Source organism: Acinetobacter sp. YH12096 (genome assembly GCF_013419215.1).
In the GTDB taxonomy this organism is placed as follows: domain Bacteria; phylum Pseudomonadota; class Gammaproteobacteria; order Pseudomonadales; family Moraxellaceae; genus Acinetobacter; species Acinetobacter amyesii.
Genome location: NZ_VPAM01000004.1, coordinates 53262 through 74336, shown reverse-complemented (window position 1 = coordinate 74336; position 21075 = coordinate 53262). Strand labels below are relative to the sequence as shown.

The window sequence follows — 21075 nt, the reverse complement described above, 5'->3', positions numbered from 1 at the left end:
GTTTGAGACAGGACTACTTCTAATCAAAAATGTTTTTGCAATACTTTGAATAATTTGACGCTAGTGAACGAGTTTTGTCGGTGAGGTGCATTGCACCGCAAGATGGTTTCCTTGCGAAGCTTTGCTTCTCATTTTGCCGAATGAGAAACAACGTTTCGTAAGAGTACCTCCAGCCGAAGGGTAATCCCTTTATTTAAGCCCTAGATGTAAGACTCCGTCGAATAGGCTTAAAAATTATTTTAAAAATGCGTATTTACTTTTACGCGCGTAACATCAGTTACTAATTGACGATTGAGCACAGCTTACCTTAATCAGTGTGATGGATCTAGACGAAAAAAAGAGGCGTGGTCGCCTCTTTTTTATGCGGTAGGGATTAGAACTTTTCTAGATGTGCCATATTCCACATACGGAAATAGAAGTTTTCTTCATCTTTATTTTCACAACTGAGCAGCTCACCATCTTTTAACCAAAAATGTAGCTGTGCATAGTTTTTAATTTCACGGTTATTAATGCGCTGCGCTAGATGGTGTGCACGGATATCCGATGGATGTTGTAAACCTGCTGAGGCAATAAGTTCAGATAAACCATGCATGGTGTTCTTGTGGAAATTAAAAACACGTTCTGCCTTTGTAGGAACATGAATGGCTTTTTGACGGTCTTTGTCCTGTGTTGCAACCCCAACAGGACATTGGTTGGTATGACAGCTTTGAGCTTGAATACACCCAACTGCAAACATAAAGCCACGAGCTGAGTTGACCCAATCTGCGCCAATTGCCATGGTACTGGCAATATCAAAAGCACTAATAATTTTACCACTGGCACCGACTTTAATTTTTGAACGTAAGCCTGCACCAATCAGGGTGTTATTAACAAAGAGTAGGCCTTCACGCAGGGGTGTACCCATATTATCGATCAATTCAATTGGCGCTGCGCCAGTCCCACCTTCAGAACCATCCACTACGATAAAATCAGGTGTAATCCCTGTATGTAACATGGCTTTTACGATACTCATAAATTGCCATGGTTGCCCGATACACAGTTTAAAACCCACAGGTTTGCCTTCTGACAGTTCGCGCAATTGCTGAATAAATTGCATCATTTCAATAGGGGTGCTAAAGGCAGGATGGCTAGATGGAGAGATACAGTCATGTTCACGGCTGACACCACGGATTTGAGCAATCTCTTCGGAAATTTTGTCTTTAGGTAAAATGCCACCATGGCCTGGTTTTGCACCTTGAGATAATTTGATCTCAATCATTTTGACTTGAGGGTGCTTGGCTTGTTCAGCAAAACGTACAGGGTCGAATTGACCATCAATCGTACGACAACCGAAATAACCACTACCGAGTTCCCAAACAATATCGCCACCATTTTCCAAATGATACGGACTAATACTGCCTTCACCGGTGTCATGGTAGAACTTGCCCATTTTTGCGCCTAAGTTTAAGGCACGAATGGCATTGGCACTTAAGCTACCAAAGCTCATCGCAGAGATGTTTAATATCGATGCGCTATACGGTTGCTTACATTGCTCATTGCCGATGTTAATACGGAATGTTTCAGGAATGGCAGGAATGCAAGGTGACAAGGAGTGATTGATAAAGCGGTAATCATTTTGGTAAACATCAACAATTGAACCAAATGGTTTATCTGCATTTTGGTTTTTTGCACGTTGATAGACCAAGCTACGTTGCATACGAGAAAAGGGCAGTGCATCTTGATCAGATTCAATAAAATATTGGCGAATTTCAGGTCGAAATTCTTCAAATAGAAAACGAAAGTGCCCCATGATGGGGTAATTTTTTAAGATCGAATGTTTGTTTTGTATGACGTCATACAAACCCAATAAGCTTAAAAGCCCAGTAATGACCCAGATACTATTCAATAAGGTTTGTGGAATAAAATATTGAATATAACGAGGGGAATAACCTAAATGAAAACTCGAAATGAGTAGGAAGATAAAAATACAAGCAAACCAAATTGAATGCCGAGAAAAAAAAGTATTTAGTAGCTTGTGGCGAATAGTTTGCGCTGGACTGGCCATATTTTGAAAAATCTTATTCAGCTCATTTGCTCATAATTTGCCGAGTTTATGCACAATGCTCAAGCTTTAATTTGTTGATTCAGTGTAGCATTTATAAAAAACAACATTGAAGTTGGATGAATTTTTCATTTAAAGCCAAATCAGATAAGAAAAGCAGGAATCTTCTTTAAGAAAATTTGTGAAAAGCAGCGCGGTTCTTGTTATTTCACAGTACGCAAAATGGAGGTTAAAGTGATTTTACTTTCTAAACACGAGGTGCTGAATATGACTATGAAATCTATTCGTTATAATAATGCCGACCTAGCCTGCCTATGTCAGTAATTGATTATAGCCATGAGAAATTAGCGCTATGGTATAAGGTATTCAGCAGATACTTATGCTGTAGTTCCTTTGACCTAAACGACTAAAATTACAAAAATATTCTAAGAAATTATCCAGTCCCAGCGTTGGGACTTTTTTATGTGTTGATATTTTAAGGGAAAATCTAAGCATAAATAATGTACTAGATATTCATTATGCGTTAGAAGTTGTCACCTCAAATAAAAGAATGATACGCGGTAAGGTCATCCGCAAGTGTTTGAGACAGGACTACATTTATTTAAAAATGTTTTTGCGATACTTTGAATAAGTAGACGTTAGTGAACGAGTTTTGTCAGTGAGGTGCATTGCACCGCAAGATGGTTTCCTTGCGAAGCTTTGCTTCTCATTTTGCCGAAACAAAAGTACCTCCAGCCGAAGGCTAATTCCTTTATTTAAACCCTAGATGTAAGACTCCGTCGAATAGACTTAAAAATCATTTTTAAAATGCGAAATTACTTTTATGTGCGTAACATTAGTTAGTATTTAAGATAGTAGAAAACCTTAGATCGGTTTAATCATTGCGTTGTTGTACAACTATAGCGACTTCTTCAGGTTCAATTTTCTGAATCTTTTTCCCAAAACTACGCAGCCACCATGTTAACTGAGAGGTAAATGGTACTGTTGCACTAACTTCAACCCAGCCATCTTCGGTTTTTTGAATCACTTGATCTTTACTTAGCTGACTTTCTTCAAAATAAACTGCTTCTGATTCCGACATGGTTAATTTGAGCTGAATCATTTCAGTCGGCTTATTGAAGTCCACACGGAAGCCAAGCGCTCCAGAGTCAATATAGGCATCAATATCAAAATCGACAGGGTGTAATGCACGTGAATTTAAGACTGTAGCTGATTTAAAACGATGTAAAGCAAAGGTTTGGATGTCTGTTTTGTCATGACGTGTGCACACCAAATAAATAATTGCACCTTTTTGGACCAACGCCAGTGGATTTAAAATATAGGTCTTTTCTTCGCTTTGTTGTCCACGACCTTGATATAGACATTCCAGTTGTTTGTCTTGTAGTAAGCCTTCATAAATCGATTGCTGTGCGACTTTTTCAACCACAGGAGGAATCAATGGCTGAGTAGCTGGCACGATCCGCACGCGGTTAATCCACTGACGGACATTATTTTGCGACGACAGACTTCGACGTGCGAGGTCAAACCAAGGATTCATTTCTTCAATTAAGCTTGGCGGAAGCAAATGCTTTAGATGCTCCTCAACCATCATAAAGGTGACCGCTTGTGAGCTGGTCATATGAGGCAGGCTTTGAATCGGTGCATCAGAACGCCAACGCCAGCCTTGCGGCGTTGTTTTACTGCTCTCAATTGGGAAACGTAGAGAAATTTGATTTAAGTCACGCTGAATGGTGCGTAGGCTGATATCAATGCCTTCACGGTTCAGTATTTCTTGTAATTCACGGGTACCCATCCACTTACCTGTGGACAGTCGTGAAAGAATTTGCCACTGACGATAGAGGCTGTTCGACGTTTCTTTTTCTTGTGAAGACATAATCTAGTGCTTGAACTTGGACTTAAATGAATAAAATGATGCTGTGGGACACAATAAGAAATCTTCCTGCGTTAAGCAAGTCTTCATCTAAAAAAACTAAGATGATTTTAATAACGCAATTTGACACAACTTGAGCAGTTACATGCTGTACCACTTTGCAAAAATGATGCGTAAATAATCAAAGAGAAGCAGCATATGTATTGATGGCATATATATTGCTTTATCTGATTTACAAAACATGACAAAAACATGGAGTTGCTATGCTGAAAGAAAATCGTAATACAACTTCAAATGGAATTGAGGGTTATGAGGCAAAGTTGGTTAATACTTCTGTCTCTACATTAAAAACTTTACCACTTGCTCGAGGATATGCGCTGTTTAATCAATTCAATTCGGATTTTTTTAATGAAATGCGCGACAGCAAAACGGTAGCTAAAGAATCATGCCAACGGATAGAGCAGTGGTTATCACAGCATACGCTTGATGAATTGAAGCAACTAAATCAGGTTGCAAAACAACATTTTCTCTATGAAGGTATTACTTTTACAGTGTATGGCGAAGATGAGGGCATTGAACGCACCATACCTTATGATCTTATTCCGCGTGTGATTGCACGAAAGGAATGGAATAATTTATCTCTAGGCTGCGCACAGCGCGTGAAAGCACTCAATCTGTTTTTACATGATGTCTATCATCAACAAGATATTTTAAAAGCAGGAATTATTCCTGAACTGCAAGTCTTAACCCATGAAGCCTATTTGCCACAAATGTATATGCATGGGCTAAAAGGTAAAATTTATAGCCAAATCAGTGGCATTGATATCATCCGAGATCAATCAGGCGAATTTTACGTCCTTGAGGATAATCTTAGAACACCGTCTGGTGTGTCGTATATGCTAGAAAGCCGTAAGATCAGTCAAAAACTGATGCCTGAACTTTGCCAGCAAAGCAACATTATGGGGATTGAGCAGTATCCGCAGCTTTTACGTGAAATTCTTGCAGAAAATGCCTACGTCGATAACCCGTTTATCGTGGTTTTAACCCCAGGGCGTTTTAACAGTGCGTATTATGAACATGCCTTTTTGGCAAGGGAGATGGATGTACCCTTAGTGACATCGCGTGACCTTTATGTAGAAAACGATAAGGTTTATGTGAAAACCATCAAAGGTCGACAACAGGTTGATGTAATTTATCGTCGTGTGGATGATGCTTTCCTCGATCCATTATGTTTCAAACCTGACAGTACTTTGGGCGTAGCAGGGCTCATGTCAGCGTATATGCAACATAATGTGGTCATTGCAAATGCACCGGGAACAGGCGTAGCAGATGATAAATCGATTTATCCTTATGTGGATAAAATGATTCATTTCTACTTAGGCGAACAAGCGATCCTGAAAAATGTGCCGACCTATCAATGTCGTGAGCAGAACGAATTGGACTATGTGCTGTCGAATATCGAAAAATTGGTAGTAAAAGAAGCACAGGGTTCAGGTGGATACGGTATGCTGATCGGTCCACAAGCCTCTTTACAAGAATTAAATAGCTTTAAAGATAAAGTGGCCGCAGCACCACATTTATATATTGCACAGCTGACTTTAAATTTATCTGTCAGCCCCACCCTAAGTGAGGCGGGTGTTTCGGAACGCCATATTGATCTGCGTCCATTTGTATTGAGCTCTCCATATCGAACTGAGATTGTACCGGGTGGCTTAACTCGTGTTGCAATGCAAGCAGGTTCATTGGTGGTGAATTCTTCACAAGGCGGCGGGATTAAAGATACATGGGTTGTAGACGATTTACGCTCATAGCACTTCAGTGAAGGAGCAAAACATGATTTTATTAAACAGTAATGCAGAACATATTTTTTGGTTGGGACGTTATTTAGCACGCACTCAATATTTATGCAGTATTTTTCCATTTCAAGATGTCGATACGGCATTGAACTATGCACATGCTTTTTGTTTACCAGCCTTCGATGCCGACTCAATGAATGAATTGGTTTTAAATGCGGAGCAACCGGCGTCATTTTCCAGCCAATTTAAATATGCGCAAAGTAATATACAGGACTTAAGGGGTGTGCTTTCAGCAAAAAGTTATGCAGAACTCAGCCGTTTAATTCGTAATGCGAGTGATAACCCGGGTTATATCTGTGACGTGGTAACAGATTGCCAAGATGTTTTAGAGTCCGAATCTGAAGATGTATTTTTATTTTTTAGTTTAGGACAAGCCATAGAGCAGCTTGATCGCCAGTTACGCATGCAGCAGGAGATTCAATACACCCTAGCGAAGATTGAACATATCGTAATCGCTTTGGTTCAGTTTGGCTGGGAAAACGTGCAAGAGGCATGGCAGGCACTAAAGCAACAACCGAATAGCCAAAATTTTTACCATTTCAGTGATCATATCCAAAATATGTTTGAGGTGGCTGTATGAGGCTCATGATCAACCATCAGACCCATTATGTTTACACTGATGTGGTTAGCAGAAGCATTCAATATATCAAAATGACCCCATCCACTAATGCGCATCAACAGGTGCAAAATTGGGATGTGAGTGTGCCGGGGCAACGTGATATGCAATTGGATACTTTTGGTAATGTGTGGTTGACCACAACGCAGCGCGAACCTTATCTGCAAATGACCATTATGGCGCAGGGCATCGTAGAGATGAATTTGAGCTCAACTGATTCAAATGCAGATGATTTAAACCCAAAATTATTTTTACAGCCAACGCCGAGTACGCAGTGCGATATTCACATGAAAAGTTTTGCCGACTGTTATGTCCCTCGTATCAATCGTGCCAATCTGATTCGTTTGGCTGAAGCGATCTTGACTCATATTCCCTATGTTTCGAATCAGACATCTGTACGTACTTCTGCAATAGATGCTTTTCATTATAAACAAGGGGTATGTCAGGATCATACTCATGTCATGATCGCAATGTGTCGCTATTTGGGTATTCCTGCACGATATATTTCTGGGTATTTATTTGTACCGAATAGTAGCCACCTTGCCAGTCACGCTTGGGTAGAAGTCTATATCGAAAATAAATGGTTTTGTTTTGATGTCAGTAATCAGTTATTTACACCACAATCACATATTTATGTCGCGATTGGGCGGGATTACTGGGATGTAGCTCCTGTTCGAGGTGTTCGTGATAAAGGTGGTATTGAGTCAATGAGCTCAATTGTACAAGTGTTGAGTTGTTAATCATTTGAGGGATAAAAATGACCTATTGTTGTGCATTACGATTAAAAGATGGCATGGTGTTTGTCAGTGATACACGTACAAATGCAGGAGTTGACCATATTTCAGTTTTTCGTAAACTTTATACCTTTGGTATTGCGGGTGAGCGATTTATTACCATCCAAACCTCTGGGAATTTAGCTACTACACAAGCGGTCATCGGGCATTTACAAAATCAGCTAGAGGTCAAACAAGAGCCGAATTTATATAGTGTAAATACGATGTTCGAAGTGGCTGAATTGGTCGGGCATACCTTAAAAAAAGTTATCTCTGATGTCACCTCAGATATTTTAGAACAAAGTAATTATTACTGTAGTTTATTAGTAGGTGGTCAAATTGGTAGCGCTGATATGCAGCTATATAATATCTATCCGCAAGGTAATTTTATTTGTGCGACACCGGATACCCCATATTTTCAAATTGGAGAAAGTAAATATGGTAAGCCGATACTTGACCGAACTTTGCGTTACGATATGCCACTCGATGAAGCAATGCGTTGTAGCTTAATTTCTTTTGATTCAACGATACGCTCAAATGTGTCAGTGGGTATGCCTTTAGATGCTTTGGTTTATAAAAAAGACAGTTTAGAAATACCAAATGGTAAGCGCATTTATGAAGAGGACCCATATTTCACCATGATCAGTAAAGGCTGGTCAGAAGCATTGCGTCAGGGTTTGATTGAATTGGCAAAACCAACAGCTGACTATTTTCAATAACCATTTGATCAACAAATCGATCAATTTAAAAAGTGAATAAAAAAAGCGAGATAAAAAAAAGCCCAGATTTGATCTGGGCTTTTTGATTTGGCGTAATTAAGCTAATTTACGTACAGGGCGCGCGCTCATACGGCATAATAATTCATAGCCAATGGTTCCGTTCGCTTCTGCAACGTCATCAACCAGACGATCTTTGCCCCAAAGCTCAACTTCAGTGCCTATCGGTGCATGCATACCGGTGATATCAATCGCAATCATATCCATGGCAACACGGCCAATCACACGCGTTTTCTGTCCATGGATGGATACATAGTTTTGTTTAGGGAAGGCACGTGGATAACCGTCACCATAACCAATCGACACAATCGCAAGATTCATTTCTTGTTCTGCAACGAAAGTCGATCCATAACCCACAGATTCACCAGCTTGAATGGTATTTAAAGCAATCACTTCAGCGGTAAAGGTCATCACCGGTTTAAGATCTAATGCTTCTACAGAACGGTCTGAGAAAGGTGTCGCGCCATATAGCATGATGCCTGGGCGAACAAAATCAAAATTCAGTTCTGGCCATTTGAAAATCGCAGCCGAGTTACAGCACGAACCCATGATTGGCGCACAAGCTTCTTTTACGTGTAAGAATTGTTCACGTTGTTGGTCATTTAGTGGATGATTTTCTGCGTCAGCATTGGCAAAATGCATAGCCAGTACGCAAGTAAAACCTTCCGCCTTTAATGCATTGATAACATCAATAATTTCAGGCACTTTAAAACCTAAACGGTTCATACCGCTGTTGAGTTTAACCCAAACTTTCAGACCTTGAGCGATATAGGCATCTTTATGCTCACGTAACCAATTTAGTTGTTGCTGATGATGCACCACACATTCAATTTTTTTATCGATGATAATTTGCATTTCATCATCTGAGAAAATGCCTTCAATCAACGTAATGGGTTGTTCATAACCCAGTTCACGAATTTCTAAGGCTTCTTCTAGGCAGGCAACACCGAAGGCATCACTGTCTTTTAAGGCTGCTAAGCAGTCTTTAACTCCATGTCCATAAGCATTGGCTTTCACCATACTTACAATTTTAGCGGTTGGGGCAAGTTGTTTGACACGGTTTAAATTATATTGAAGTGCTTGTTGATCAATATAAACTGTAGCTTGGCGCACCCTAAATACTCCTACAGGGTCGATGAATTAATGGATGATAAAAAGTCTTTACTCTTCATCATCATACTGAGCATAAAACTCAGGGGAGAGGTTACTAAATTTGGTGTATTGACCTTCAAAGGCAAGACGCACAGTACCAATTGGACCGTTACGCTGTTTACCAATAATAATTTCTGCAGTACCCGCTTCTTTAGATTCTTTGTTATAAACCTCGTCGCGGTAAATAAACATGATCAAATCGGCATCCTGCTCGATTGCACCTGATTCACGTAAGTCGGACATCACTGGGCGTTTATTAGGACGGTTTTCCAGTGATCGGTTCAACTGTGACAGTGCAATTACTGGGCAGTGCATTTCTTTAGCCAGTGCTTTTAAGCTTCGGGAAATTTCTGAGATCTCGCCAACACGGTTATCGCCCATACCGGGTACTTTCATAAGCTGCAAGTAATCGACCATGATGCAGCCAAGTTTACCGCCGTGCATTTTGGCAATTCGGCGCGCGCGGGCACGTACTTCCGTTGGAGGTAGTGCAGACGAGTCATCGATATACAAATTCTTTTCTTGGAGATGCACAATGGTACTGGTTACTTTCGACCATTCATCTGCATCCATTTTACCTGCACGTAAATGCCCTTGGTGTACACGACCGAACGAGGATATCAAACGCATGGCAATCGAGTCAGCGGGCATCTCCATAGAGTAAACTAGAGCGGGCAGGTTGTTATTAAACAGCACACTTTCAACCAAGTTCATGGCAAAAGTAGTTTTACCCATCGATGGACGGGCCGCCACAATAATCAAATCGCCTGCTTGCATACCTGAGGTTTTATTATCAAGTTCAACAAATCCAGTGGTTAAACCCGTGATACTGCCTTCAGTTTGAGAAAGTTCATTCAACTTATCAAAAACACTAGCAACGACAGAGTTAATGGCTTTAGGGCCTTGTGCTTTGGCGTTATTGTTGTGTTGTTCGGCAATCGAGAAAATATTGGTTTCTGCCAGATCTAAAATTTCACTGACCGTACGACCTTTGGTGTCATAGGCATTTTGTAAAATCTCCGAGCTGACTTTAATCATGCTGCGTAAAGTGGAAAATTCTTTAATTTTTGCAGCATAAGTTTCAAGGTTATAGAAACTTGAAGGTGAATCTGACATGAGTTGCATCAGATATTCTTCGCCACCTGCAGCATCGAGCAAGTTTTGTTTAATCAGCCAGTCATTGACCAAGACCGCATCATAAGGTGAGCTATCTTTTGATAACTGGTCGATGGCACGGAAAATATATTTATGACGGGTCGCATAAAAATCAGCTTCAGTCAGTACATCACCCACTTGCTCAAAAGATTCTGCAACGGTCATCAGTGCAGCAAGCACAGCTTGTTCAATCGCTAGGTTATGGGGTGGGGTACGAAACTCTTTCAACGAACTTTGTTCTGTGGTTTTTGCTGTTGGCGTAGAGTTTGGCTTGCTGGCATTCGCCTGTGACATAAAAATCCCTGATGCTGAAACCATTTAATGTGATGGAAATGGGTGCTAATTACAGTTTTTTCAACTCTTCATTGAACTGAAATGATAGGCGTTTTCTACAGAAATGCGAACAAGTATTTCCGATTAATTCGTCATACATTGAATTGAATGAAGAGTTAAAAATATAAAAAAGTTGGAGCACTATTTTTTACAGATAAAAAAAGAGCATGCGTAAGCATGCTCTTTTCTTTGCAAGAAATTACTCAGCTACGATAGTAACTAGAACTTCTGCAACAACATCATGATGCAATTGGATTGCGATGTTGAATTCACCAGTGTTGCGAAGCGCACCATTTGGTAAACGAACTTCTGCGCGGTCTACAACAAGACCAGCATTAGTTAACGCGTCAGCGATGTCACGAGTACCGATAGAACCGAATAGTTTACCTTCGTCACCAGCTTTAGCAGTGATCACGATGTTAACTTCGTTCAATTGGTCAGCACGTGCTTGAGCAGCAGCTAATACCTCAGCTTCTTGTTTCTCAAGTTCAGCACGACGAGCTTCAAATGCAGCAGTGTTAGCTTCAGTAGCAGCAACTGCTTTACCTTGAGGGATAAGGAAGTTACGGCCGTAACCAGCTTTAACTGAAACTTTATCGCCTAATTTACCAAGGTTTTTAATGCGTTGTAATAAGATAATATCCACAGCTCAACCTCACTTATGATTGTCAGTGTAAGGGATCAAAGACAAGTAGCGAGCTTGTTTGATAGCAAGCGCTAATTGACGTTGGTAACGAGCTTTAGTACCTGTAATACGGCTAGGAACAATCTTGCCGTTTTCAGTGATGTACTGTTTTAAAGTGTCGATATCTTTGTAGTCGATGTACGTAACGTTCTCAGCTGTAAAGCGGCAGAACTTGCGACGACGGTAAAAACGTGCCATGTTATGTTCTCCTTATGCTTCAGCAGAGTCTTGAGCTTGTTGTGCTTCTTCACGTTGAGCTTTACGCGCACGTTTTTCTTCAGCACTCTTAGCCAATAGTGACTCTTCAGTGATAGCGTTTTCACGACGGATGATAAGGCTACGAATGATTGCGTCGTTGTAACGGAACAATTCTTCTAGCTCATCAAGAGTAGTTTGACCACACTCAACATTCATAAGAATGTAGTGAGCTTTGTGGATCTTGTTGATTGGGTAAGCCAATTGACGACGACCCCAGTCTTCAAGACGGTGGATTTGACCTTCAGCTTCTTTGATGTGAGTTAGGTAACGTTCTACCATACCCACAACTTGATCGCTTTGGTCTGGATGTACCAATAGTACGATTTCGTAGTGACGCATTGTCAGCTCCTTACGGTTTAGGCAGCCCCAATCATTAATTGATTGAAGCAAGGAGTCACAACCAAAGTTGTGTCGCAATAATTGCGAAGCGTGAATTTTAGAGCGTTTAGGTTTGAAATACAAGGCATGGATTTAAAATGCTTGAATTATTTATGGTTTAAGGCCGATTAGCGGTACGTAATAAAAACACCACATAACCTTTAAAATAAGGATCATTAATTAAATGTTGAGGTGCGTGCCAACGGCCATGTTGTACGAGGCCTATTTTATAGGGTAGTTTCAATTTTGAGACTTTATTCAGATAACTCGTGTAATTCTCGATCGTGGCACTACCACGATAAGTTTGAATGGCGATCTCATCAATATTGCGGCGCAATATACTGAGCGTTTGCTGATCTTGAACATTGGTCCAATCCATTAAACCAGTAATGCTTAAACGATATTTTTGAGGTAGTTGCTTTCGTATATTTTCAAGGAATAAGGCATATTGATGAATGTTTTTAGTTTTGGCGTCAAAATCGATTTGTAAGCCTTGGATCTGATTGCCGTTATTTTCCCAATGTTTAAGCCGCTGCAAAATTTGCTGAATATTGTTATTTGACCATTGTAAATGATGGCTACGGATTACAATCCAAATTTTCTGCTGTGGTTTATGGAGGACTTGAATACCTTGTGGGATAAACTCGGATTGCTTTAAAGGTTTATTCCAATTCATTTCACCTTGTAAAATATAAAGCTCTGAGGCTTGCTGTAAGTAGGGGCTACTAGAAATATTGCCCCAAATCCAAAAACTTGCATATTGCCGTGCATCAACATACCGTGAAGGATCTACATCTGCTTTCAATAAAGATGAATTTTCAGATTGAGCCGGTGAGCAAGCAGTACATAAAACCAAGCCTGATATAAACAAAAGACAAATTGTTTTTGCAAACTTACTCAATGGCCACATAAGCTATTTACCAATAATATTTTAGAGATTTAGCCCAAGAAGTGTCAGGATAGTCACGTTTGATTTGATTAAACCATTGTTTTCTAACTGATTGAACTACGTCTTGATCTTGGCAATCATTCGTACCATTGGGTGAATAACACATAATAGAACGATATAGGGCATAGGCTTTTAACTTAGGATCGGCACTCTGTTTCATAATGTCTTTATAGACCTGCCCACGAGTAAAGACGGTGCCTTGAAAACTTGTTTGGTCTTTTTCGACATAAGTTTGATGATGTACGCTATAGCCTTGTTCGGAACGAATATATTCACCTAGGCACAAGCGTAGCGTTAAATCTTGAGGGGATTTTTCAAGTTTTTGCGTTAGTGTATATAAATCAGGGCATTGTAAACTATGACTGATTTTTGTACCTTTCCATACAAAATCGCCCAGTGGGGGTTGGTTTTTATAGTGTTCGAATTTTTCATTGTTATAAATATATTGCGCAGCATTTTTAGGTAAAAGTGCGTAGGCTTGATTGAATAAATTGTAGTTTTGATGAATCAAAGATTTTTGCAATATCGTATTAATCGCTAAATTTTTCTGATCGGTTTGTGCTGTTTGATCTTGAATGATCGACATCAAACTACGTTCATTCGCTATATTTTCAATAAAGCTTTTCTGAAGGGAAGCTTGTTTGATTTTTGCGAGTTTACCGACAAAAAGCGCAGCATTATTTAGCTTTGCATAATAAGGGTAAAGCATGAGTTCTGCCAAACCTCGTTGTTCGGCGGTTTTGCTGATGGAAAGTAGGTTTTCCCAATATTGTTGAGTAGCTTGATTTTGCCCACTTGCTTCCAGAATACGACCTTTAAGTAGTAGCTGACTCAACTGTAGGTAACTATTGATGCTGCTCGGTGCTTGTTGTGGCAGATATTTGAGTGCTTCTTGTGCTTTGTTTTGCACATAAAATAAATGATTGGCCTGTAAATAGTGGAACAGTTCAGGTTGGTCTTTAAAGTAATTTTTTTGTGCATTGAGTTCAGCCCACGAAATCACAATGTCATCATCAGACTGTTTTTCGCGCATATGCATAAGGTCATAAATGCTAAGAAAAAATGGATCTTTCAGGTTTTTGACATGAAAATGTTTTGACTGAAAAACACGACGATCTATTTCATAAGGTAAATTGGGAATTTCTAAATTATAAACACGAGATTTAGGGTTATTGATTTGCCATACATATTCATTAATGAGTAAATCATGTTTGCCACTCAGCCAAAAACCACGACGCAAATAACCACGAGCACTTGCAGCATATTGACCTTGCGGATAGAGCTTAAAGTACTGGGTAATGTTATTAAAAAAAGTAGAGAGCAAATTTTGATTGAGCTTGTTATGGTCAAGATCACCATATTCACGAACACCACTTTGATAGGCTTCATCTAGAGAGCTTCGAATCAGCATATATTGAGAGGTTTCTTTGAGCCATGCTTGATCAACACTGGTGAGTACTGAATAAATCTTCGTTGCTGTGGAAAAGTTAGCATTATAAAAAGAAATTGTGGCGTTTAGATAGGATGCATATTGACGTGTAGGTACTGACCAATTCGAATTCACGGTGATTAAATTCAGCTTGTCCGTGCATTCTGCAATTTTTTGACGTTCACGGATTAATATATCTTTTTCTGTATTTGAAAGTTTTGTATCTGTTTTGACTTGCTGAATAAATGCTTGCGCGCCAGATTTTAGACTAATGCAATGCTCATTATAAATTAAGGGTGGATTCGTGATTTGACTCCGTGCGTTTGGCAGTTTATTGGTACTATGATCGATGATATTTGAAAACTCAAACGGAACTTTACTATAGTTGGTCATCCATAGTGTTGAATTTGATTCTTCGATATTAATTTTGGCCAAACCCATATCACTGAGTAAAAGCAGAATATTAGTTCGATTGTCATTTGCAGGGCTAAGTACAGGTAAATTGTCACAAGAATTATAGCGATGACCATCAACCTGTGTTGAGGGTTCACATGACATGTCTACACCTGCATTGCTTGGTAAGCCAAACAAAAGAGTAAAAGGTATACACAGTGTTAAAAATGAAGAGCGAATGAATTGTTGTTGGTATGACATAGCGCAGGTATAAATTTATAATTGTGGCTGCGATATTATCAAGTTGCAGGGATACATTGAAGAGATATAGAAATAAAAAAGATAGAGTAAAACTCTATCTTCTTTAAAAAAATACAATTGGCTTTAGAGGGGCAGTGGAAGTAAAACTAAAAATTAAACTAATCACTGTGATCAATTTGACCGAAAACATGAAATATTGTTTTGCCCAAACTTGATCATCTTCAGCTTTGAATCCTTGAATGGTTAAATAAATCCAATACAGACTTAAGGCATTCAGGACAATCATATAAATCCAATTGGCATAACCATAAAAGTATAAACCGTTCATGGTGATGCAGAACAAAATCACGTAAACCAAAGATTCAACCTTGGTTCGATGAATTGAACGTGCTACAGGTAAAATTGGAATTCCTGCATTTTTGTAGTCATCAAATCGGTAAACTGCAATTCCCCAAGAATGAGGCATTTGCCAAAATGCATAACCAATAAAAATCAGTAATGCACCTAAATCAAACTGGTTTGCAACAGCCGTATACCCGATTACAGGTGGCGCTGCGCCAGAAAGACTGCCGATAATGGTTTGATGAATTGTTGTTCGTTTTGTCCATAAGCTGTAAAAACCAACGTATACGACAAAACCAATAACAGCAAAAAGAAAAGCGTAAGCATTTACCCAGAACCATAAAATGCTAAAACCAAATACACCTAAAACTAAAGCAAAAACTAAAGCAACAGGAATCGAGATTGATTTTTTAACCATCGCACGATTTTGAGTGCGTTGCATTTTTGAATCGATGTCTTGGTCAATAACGTTATTGACAACACATCCAGAAGCGACCACAAAGAGGGTGCCTAAGAGGGTGAGAAGCAACAGAAGGAAATCTACAGAACCTTGGGCAGCTACAAAGTAGCCACCCAAAGCGGTAACAAAGTTACCAAAGAGAATTCCTGGTTTAGTCAGGAATAAATACTTTTTCAGCATGACGACCAGTTTAGATCATCATGTTGAAGTGAAGGTAGTTCATAATCCACACAGAACCTACTAAAAGGATAGCAATTGTGAGGATTGTATAAACAAATGCAATCACGTTCCAGCGTTGCTCTGAAGAAGAGTTCATATGCAGGAAGTAAACTAACTGAATAAGAACCTGAGCAACCGCAGTAATCGCGATTACGGCAACCAATAGACCACGGCTAAAACCACCTGCCATTACCATACCGAATGGAATTACGGTAAGTAGAACAGAAAGGATAAAACCGATTGTATATTGTTTAACGTTACCGTGAGCTGCACCAGCAGAGTTATGATCGTGACTCATTAGATAACTCCCATCAAGTAAACAACGCTGAATACGCAGATCCAAACGATGTCAAGGAAGTGCCAGAACAAGCTTAGGCAAGCAAGACGACGAGTGTTTGGAAGTGTCAAACCATATTTCTTGATTTGGAACATCAACACAAGCATCCATACCAAACCAGAAGTTACGTGAATACCATGCGTACCAACTAGAGTAAAGAACGCAGATAAGAACGCACTTGTGCTTGGGCCATGACCAGCATGAACTAAATGGTTGAACTCATAAAGTTCCATGCCAATGAAGGCTGCACCAAATACCCAAGTAACTGCTAACCAAGTTAAAACTTGACCAACATTTTTCTTGTATGCTGCAAGAACAGCAAAACCAAAAGTTACAGAAGAGATAAGAAGGGCGAAAGTTTCAGTTAAAACGAAACCTAAAGATTCACCAAACAGCTCTTGTGCACTTGGCGTACCCACTGGAACGTGGCTACTTAATACAGCGAACGCGATGAAGAGTGTCCCGAAAAGAACCAAGTCACTCATCAAGTAAGTCCAGAAACCAAAGACAGTGATGTCAGTATCATCGTGATGATGATGTTCGTCATGTCCGTGGTTGTCGTGATGAAGTACTTCAGCCATTGTCTTAGTCCTTCTTCAAATGTTTTTCAAGAAGCGCGTAGCGTTCATTTTCAATACGTTCAACTTCTGCAGCTGGAACATAGTAGTCCACTTTCTTTGTGAAAGAAGAAACGATGAAGCTGATAATTGAAGCAATGAAAGTTACAACGACTAACCACCAGATATGCCAGATTAATGCGAAGCCCATAACTGTAATAAACATTGCAATTACGAAACCTGCCGCACGGTTTGTAGGCATATGGATGTCTTCGTATGTAGTTGGCTTAGCGTAAGCAACACCATTTTCTTTGTCAGTCCAGAAAGTATCAATACCATTGATCTTTGGAAGATAAGCAAAGTTATAGAATGGTGAAGGAGATGAAGTAGCCCACTCAAGAGTACGACCATCCCAGATATCGCCAGTAACGTCCATGTTGTCTTTGCGTTGAAGGAAACCAACAACGATTTGCATAACAAAACAGAAGATACCGATAGCAACCAATACAGAACCAAATAAAGCGATCGCTAAGTACGGATCCCATTCAGGGTTGTCATATGTATTCAAACGACGAGTCATACCCATGAAACCAAGGATATAAAGTGGCATGAATGCAAAGTAGAAACCGAAGAACCAGAACCAGAACGCTGCTTTACCCCAAGTTTCATTCAATTTCCAACCAAACATTTTTGGCCAGTAGAAAATGATACCCGCGAACATCGCGAACACTACACCACCAATAATTACGTTATGGAAGTGAGCGATAAGGAATAAAGAGTTGTGTACTAAGAAGTCCGCTGGTGGAACTGCCATTAATACGCCTGTTAAACCACCAATACCGAAAGTCACAAGGAAGCCAAGTGTCCAAAGCATTGGAGTTGTATAGGTGATGCGGCCCTTGTACATAGTGAATAACCAAGAGAAGATTTTCACACCAGTAGGGATCGCAATGATCATGGTCATGATACCGAAGAACGCGTTAACGTTGGCACCAGCACCCATTGTAAAGAAGTGGTGAACCCATACAACTAGTGAAAGAACACCAATTGCTACAGTTGCGTACACCATAGATTTGTAGCCGAACAACGCTTTGCGTGAGAACACAGCAGTAACTTCTGAGTAAATACCAAAAGCTGGTAATACCAAGATGTAAACTTCCGGGTGACCCCAAGTCCAAATCAAGTTTACATACAACATTGGGCTACCACCCATGTCATTTGTAAAGAAATGGAAGCCGAAGTAACGGTCAAGTGAAAGCATTGCAATAGTCGCAGTCAAAACTGGGAATGTTGCAACGATAAGCACTACAGTAACTAATGCAGTCCAAGTGAAAATAGGCATGTCCATAAGTTTCATGCCAGGCGCACGCATTTTGATGATGGTAACGAAGAAGTTAACACCAGTAAGAAGCGTACCTAGACCAGAAACCTGAAGTGCCCAGATATAGTAGTCTACACCTACACCTGGAGAGTATTCGATGCCAGAAAGTGGAGGGTAAGCCATCCAACCTGTTGCAGCGAATTCACCAATTGCAAGAGAAGCCATCATTAAGCCCGCAGCGCCGGCGAATAACCAGAAGCTAAGAGAGTTTAATAATGGGAATGCTACGTCACGTGCGCCAATTTGAAGTGGTACAGCAACGTTCATTAAACCAACAACTAGACCCATTGCTACGAAGAAGATCATGATTACGCCATGGGCAGTAAAGATCTGGTCATAGTGTTCTGGGTGTAAGTAACCTTCACCGCCACCTTTTGCAAGGAACAGTTGAAGACGCATCATAATCGCATCGGCAAAACCACGCACAAGCATGACAATTGACACGAGGATATACATGATACCAATTTTTTTATGGTCTACAGATGTGAACCATTCGTTCCACAAGTAGCCCCATTTTTTAAAGTAGGTGATACCAGCAACAATTGCGATACCGCCAAGGATCATCATTGCAACAGTAACCAACACGATTGGGTCGTGTGGAATTGCATCTGGTCCTAACTTACCTAATAAGCTCATGTCTTATTCCCCTGCAACAGTCGCATGTTCAACGCTTGCATGAGCTTCAGAAGCAGCAGCTTCGTGTCCAACAGTAGCTGTATGATCAGCACCGTGGTAGTTGCTCATGTATTTGTTAATCACTGATTCGAACAATTTAGGTTCAACTGAAGAATAGTAAGTCACTGGGTGTGGCTTAGTAGGGTAAGGCTTCATTGCTTCAGCTAGAGCCTTCTCTTCAGGAGTAGTTGCTTTGGCAACTAAAACTTCGATCTGGTGTTTAGAACGGTTGCCGTCACGTAAGGTTGCAAATTCAGCTTGGTCTAAAACAGTTTTTTGAACCGCTTCAGGATTAACTGAAGAACCATTACCAGCTTTAACAGCAGAAACCCATTCAGCAAACTGAGCATCAGTCACAGCATGTGCACGGAAGCGCATTTGTGAGAAGCCATAACCTGAATAGTTAGAAGAGAAACCACGGAAGCCTTCAGCAGGACTAGTTTCATCAGCTAATAAGTTCAAGTGAGTTTGCATACCTGCCATAGCATAAATCTGACCACCTAACGCCGGAATGAAAAATGAGTTCATTGTGAAGTTAGATGTTAAACGAAGGCTTACAGGAGTTTTCTCAGGGAAGCGGATCTCGTTTACAGTCGCGATGCCTTGTTCAGGGTAGATGAAGATCCATTTAAATTGTTCAGCAATAACTTGAACAGTTAAAGGAGCTTTATCTGACTCGAGTGGACGGTAAGGGTCATACTTGTGGGAACCCCACCAAGTTAACCAAGCTAAAATAGCGATAATAATTACGGGAATACCCCAAACTACAACTTCAATTGCAGTCGAGTGTGCCCAAGTAGGTGCATAGTCTGCATCTTTATTTGACGCGCGATATTTCCAACCAAACCAAAGAGCCATAAGTGCTGATGGAATAACTACCAACAACATTAGGTAGATCGCAGTAAGCATGAGGTTTGACTGACCTTCAGCAACTGGACCTTTTGAGTTTAGAAGTACCATATCACCACCACACCCAGTTAAGAGTGCAGCGATCGCAGATAAAGACAATACAGCTAAAATTGTTTGTCTCATTTTACAACCTCGGTGAAGAGTCCCATTCCCTAATTTTTAAAATTGGGATAGCGAATAAAGTGTCGCATGATTGTGATTTTTCAGATATGAAAAAAGTTCACAATGATGTGACACCGCTACGTTGTAGGGCATTATGCCTGATATCGGCAAACTAAGCTATACATAAAGATGCTTTAAATGACTGTATTAAAACCCTATTTTGTTGGTCGGGATTGTGTTTTTTTTATCTGAATTTTATTTTAATTTCAATGTAATGCACAAAAAAGGGATGAGAAATTCATCCCTCAATAAAAGTGAAAGTTATTGGTTTATTACCTTGGTTTTTGCTAACTTGTCATGCAAAGTTTGACGCTTTTTGCCGAAAATAAAAACGGAATCAATGATTGCGCTTAAAGGCATCGATAAAAAGTTCAGAAAAATAAATAAAACACTACGTAAAGTGAAGCCACGCATGAGGTTTACAGGTTGGCTGGTTTCGGCATCTACGATTTTAATTTTGGTGATTTTTTTACCAATACTTTGACCAGATTTAGCAATCAAATACGCTTGAATGAAAAGCATAATGAAGAGGTAAGCAAACATTGCAATCCAAGCTTGGTTGGGAAACATCTCAACCATTTGTGTTTGTAGTGCTTGTAAAACATTGGGGTCAGCATTTGGGGTCATCACAGCTTGCATAAACTGTTCATTCAGATTTGCAAATTGTGTCTTTTCACTTGGATTAAAAAATGCCGTTAAGATAAAAGTTGCCGGTATCCAAAGGAGTAAATCGACGATTTTAGCCAGGACACGTTTAGGAATACTTGCTAGGCTAGTTTGCTCTTGTACCGCTTGAGACTGTGCGTAGGTATTTGATGGCGTAGTTGCAGTTTGATTTGATTCGAATGCTGTTGGTGCAGTATATCCTGCAGGCATATAAACCAACTGACCTTGAGTGAGTTCACCCAAAGCTTTCCATTCGGTCATACCTTGGTGCCAAACCAAGTCCGTGAGTAACACTTGTTGGCTCGCGAGCATTTGGTTAAGTTGTTCTAAGGTGTAGGGACCAGCTTGTTGGTTATTTCGTGCCAAGTAAATCTGCATAAAACTAAAATCTCAAAAAACGTCTGTAAAAGTATAAATAAAAAAAAAGACCCACATGTGGGTC

19 protein-coding genes are annotated in these 21075 nt (G+C 40.0%); 4 read left to right on the top strand and 15 right to left on the bottom strand.

The window, feature by feature from the left end; translation table 11 throughout:
• Window positions 1–373 precede the first annotated feature (373 nt).
• Both FTU36_RS02540 and FTU36_RS02535 read right to left on the bottom strand, forming a co-directional pair.
• Window positions 374–2044 carry an FMN-binding glutamate synthase family protein gene (locus FTU36_RS02540; RefSeq protein WP_180076992.1) on the bottom strand — a complete coding sequence of 557 codons (1671 nt, stop codon included), beginning with the start codon at window positions 2042–2044 and terminating at the stop codon, window positions 374–376.
• Between the two features lie 871 nt (window positions 2045–2915).
• Entirely contained in the window at window positions 2916–3914 is a 999-nt protein-coding gene (locus FTU36_RS02535; protein ID WP_168377745.1) for a YafY family protein, read from the bottom strand.
• A gap of 260 nt (window positions 3915–4174) precedes the next feature.
• Between FTU36_RS02535 and FTU36_RS02530 the strand changes: the two genes are divergently transcribed.
• Genes FTU36_RS02530 through FTU36_RS02515 form a run of 4 tightly spaced genes read left to right on the top strand, consistent with a single transcriptional unit; the run spans window position 4175 to window position 7875 of the window.
• The gene (locus tag FTU36_RS02530; RefSeq protein ID WP_180116746.1) at window positions 4175–5722 is read left to right on the top strand and encodes a circularly permuted type 2 ATP-grasp protein; all 1548 of its coding nucleotides are present in this window, start codon (window positions 4175–4177) and stop codon (window positions 5720–5722) included.
• 22 nt (window positions 5723–5744) lie between these two features.
• On the top strand, window positions 5745–6347 hold the full coding sequence (locus FTU36_RS02525; protein ID WP_180116745.1) for an alpha-E domain-containing protein: 603 nt from the start codon (window positions 5745–5747) through the stop codon (window positions 6345–6347).
• A complete protein-coding gene (locus FTU36_RS02520) occupies window positions 6344–7123 on the top strand; it encodes a transglutaminase family protein (protein WP_180116744.1) in 780 nt (259 codons plus the stop codon). The genes FTU36_RS02525 and FTU36_RS02520 overlap by 4 nt, the downstream gene beginning before the upstream one ends.
• Window positions 7124–7140: 17 nt before the next feature.
• Window positions 7141–7875, top strand: coding sequence for a proteasome-type protease (locus FTU36_RS02515; protein ID WP_180023501.1), 735 nt, complete (start codon window positions 7141–7143; stop codon window positions 7873–7875).
• Window positions 7876–7971: 96 nt separating this feature from the next.
• Here the strand turns inward: FTU36_RS02515 and alr are convergent, their stop codons facing one another.
• The 13 genes from alr to FTU36_RS02450 form a co-directional block, all read right to left on the bottom strand.
• Window positions 7972–9045: an alanine racemase gene (gene alr / locus FTU36_RS02510; protein ID WP_180116743.1), complete on the bottom strand. Its 1074-nt coding sequence runs from the start codon at window positions 9043–9045 to the stop codon at window positions 7972–7974.
• 48 nt (window positions 9046–9093) lie between these two features.
• Entirely contained in the window at window positions 9094–10533 is a 1440-nt protein-coding gene (gene dnaB / locus FTU36_RS02505; protein WP_078188586.1) for a replicative DNA helicase, read from the bottom strand.
• A 238-nt stretch (window positions 10534–10771) separates the two neighbouring features.
• Window positions 10772–11218, bottom strand: coding sequence for a 50S ribosomal protein L9 (gene rplI / locus FTU36_RS02500; RefSeq protein ID WP_078188585.1), 447 nt, complete (start codon window positions 11216–11218; stop codon window positions 10772–10774).
• A gap of 9 nt (window positions 11219–11227) precedes the next feature.
• Window positions 11228–11455, bottom strand: a complete 228-nt coding sequence (gene rpsR / locus FTU36_RS02495) for a 30S ribosomal protein S18 (RefSeq protein ID WP_004278792.1) — start codon at window positions 11453–11455, stop codon at window positions 11228–11230.
• A gap of 12 nt (window positions 11456–11467) precedes the next feature.
• A complete protein-coding gene (gene rpsF, locus FTU36_RS02490; protein WP_004696436.1) occupies window positions 11468–11854 on the bottom strand; it encodes a 30S ribosomal protein S6 in 387 nt (128 codons plus the stop codon).
• Between the two features lie 157 nt (window positions 11855–12011).
• Window positions 12012–12803 (bottom strand): DUF3142 domain-containing protein, encoded by a 792-nt coding sequence (locus FTU36_RS02485; RefSeq protein WP_180116742.1) that lies wholly within the window; start codon window positions 12801–12803, stop codon window positions 12012–12014.
• Between the two features lie 7 nt (window positions 12804–12810).
• On the bottom strand, window positions 12811–14925 hold the full coding sequence (locus FTU36_RS02480) for a hypothetical protein (RefSeq protein ID WP_373683878.1): 2115 nt from the start codon (window positions 14923–14925) through the stop codon (window positions 12811–12813).
• A 103-nt stretch (window positions 14926–15028) separates the two neighbouring features.
• A complete protein-coding gene (gene cyoE, locus FTU36_RS02475) occupies window positions 15029–15907 on the bottom strand; it encodes a heme o synthase (protein WP_180073995.1) in 879 nt (292 codons plus the stop codon).
• Window positions 15908–15917: 10 nt separating this feature from the next.
• Window positions 15918–16244, bottom strand: coding sequence for a cytochrome o ubiquinol oxidase subunit IV (locus FTU36_RS02470; protein ID WP_078188582.1), 327 nt, complete (start codon window positions 16242–16244; stop codon window positions 15918–15920).
• Entirely contained in the window at window positions 16244–16864 is a 621-nt protein-coding gene (gene cyoC, locus FTU36_RS02465; RefSeq protein ID WP_078188581.1) for a cytochrome o ubiquinol oxidase subunit III, read from the bottom strand. Before cyoC ends, FTU36_RS02470 begins: the two co-directional genes overlap by 1 nt.
• 4 nt (window positions 16865–16868) lie before the next feature.
• A complete protein-coding gene (cyoB, locus tag FTU36_RS02460; protein ID WP_078193968.1) occupies window positions 16869–18857 on the bottom strand; it encodes a cytochrome o ubiquinol oxidase subunit I in 1989 nt (662 codons plus the stop codon).
• 3 nt (window positions 18858–18860) lie between these two features.
• Window positions 18861–19928 (bottom strand): ubiquinol oxidase subunit II, encoded by a 1068-nt coding sequence (gene cyoA, locus FTU36_RS02455; RefSeq protein ID WP_180116740.1) that lies wholly within the window; start codon window positions 19926–19928, stop codon window positions 18861–18863.
• Window positions 19929–20228: 300 nt separating this feature from the next.
• On the bottom strand, window positions 20229–21011 hold the full coding sequence (locus FTU36_RS02450) for an RDD family protein (protein ID WP_180055891.1): 783 nt from the start codon (window positions 21009–21011) through the stop codon (window positions 20229–20231).
• Window positions 21012–21075: the final 64 nt, after the last annotated feature.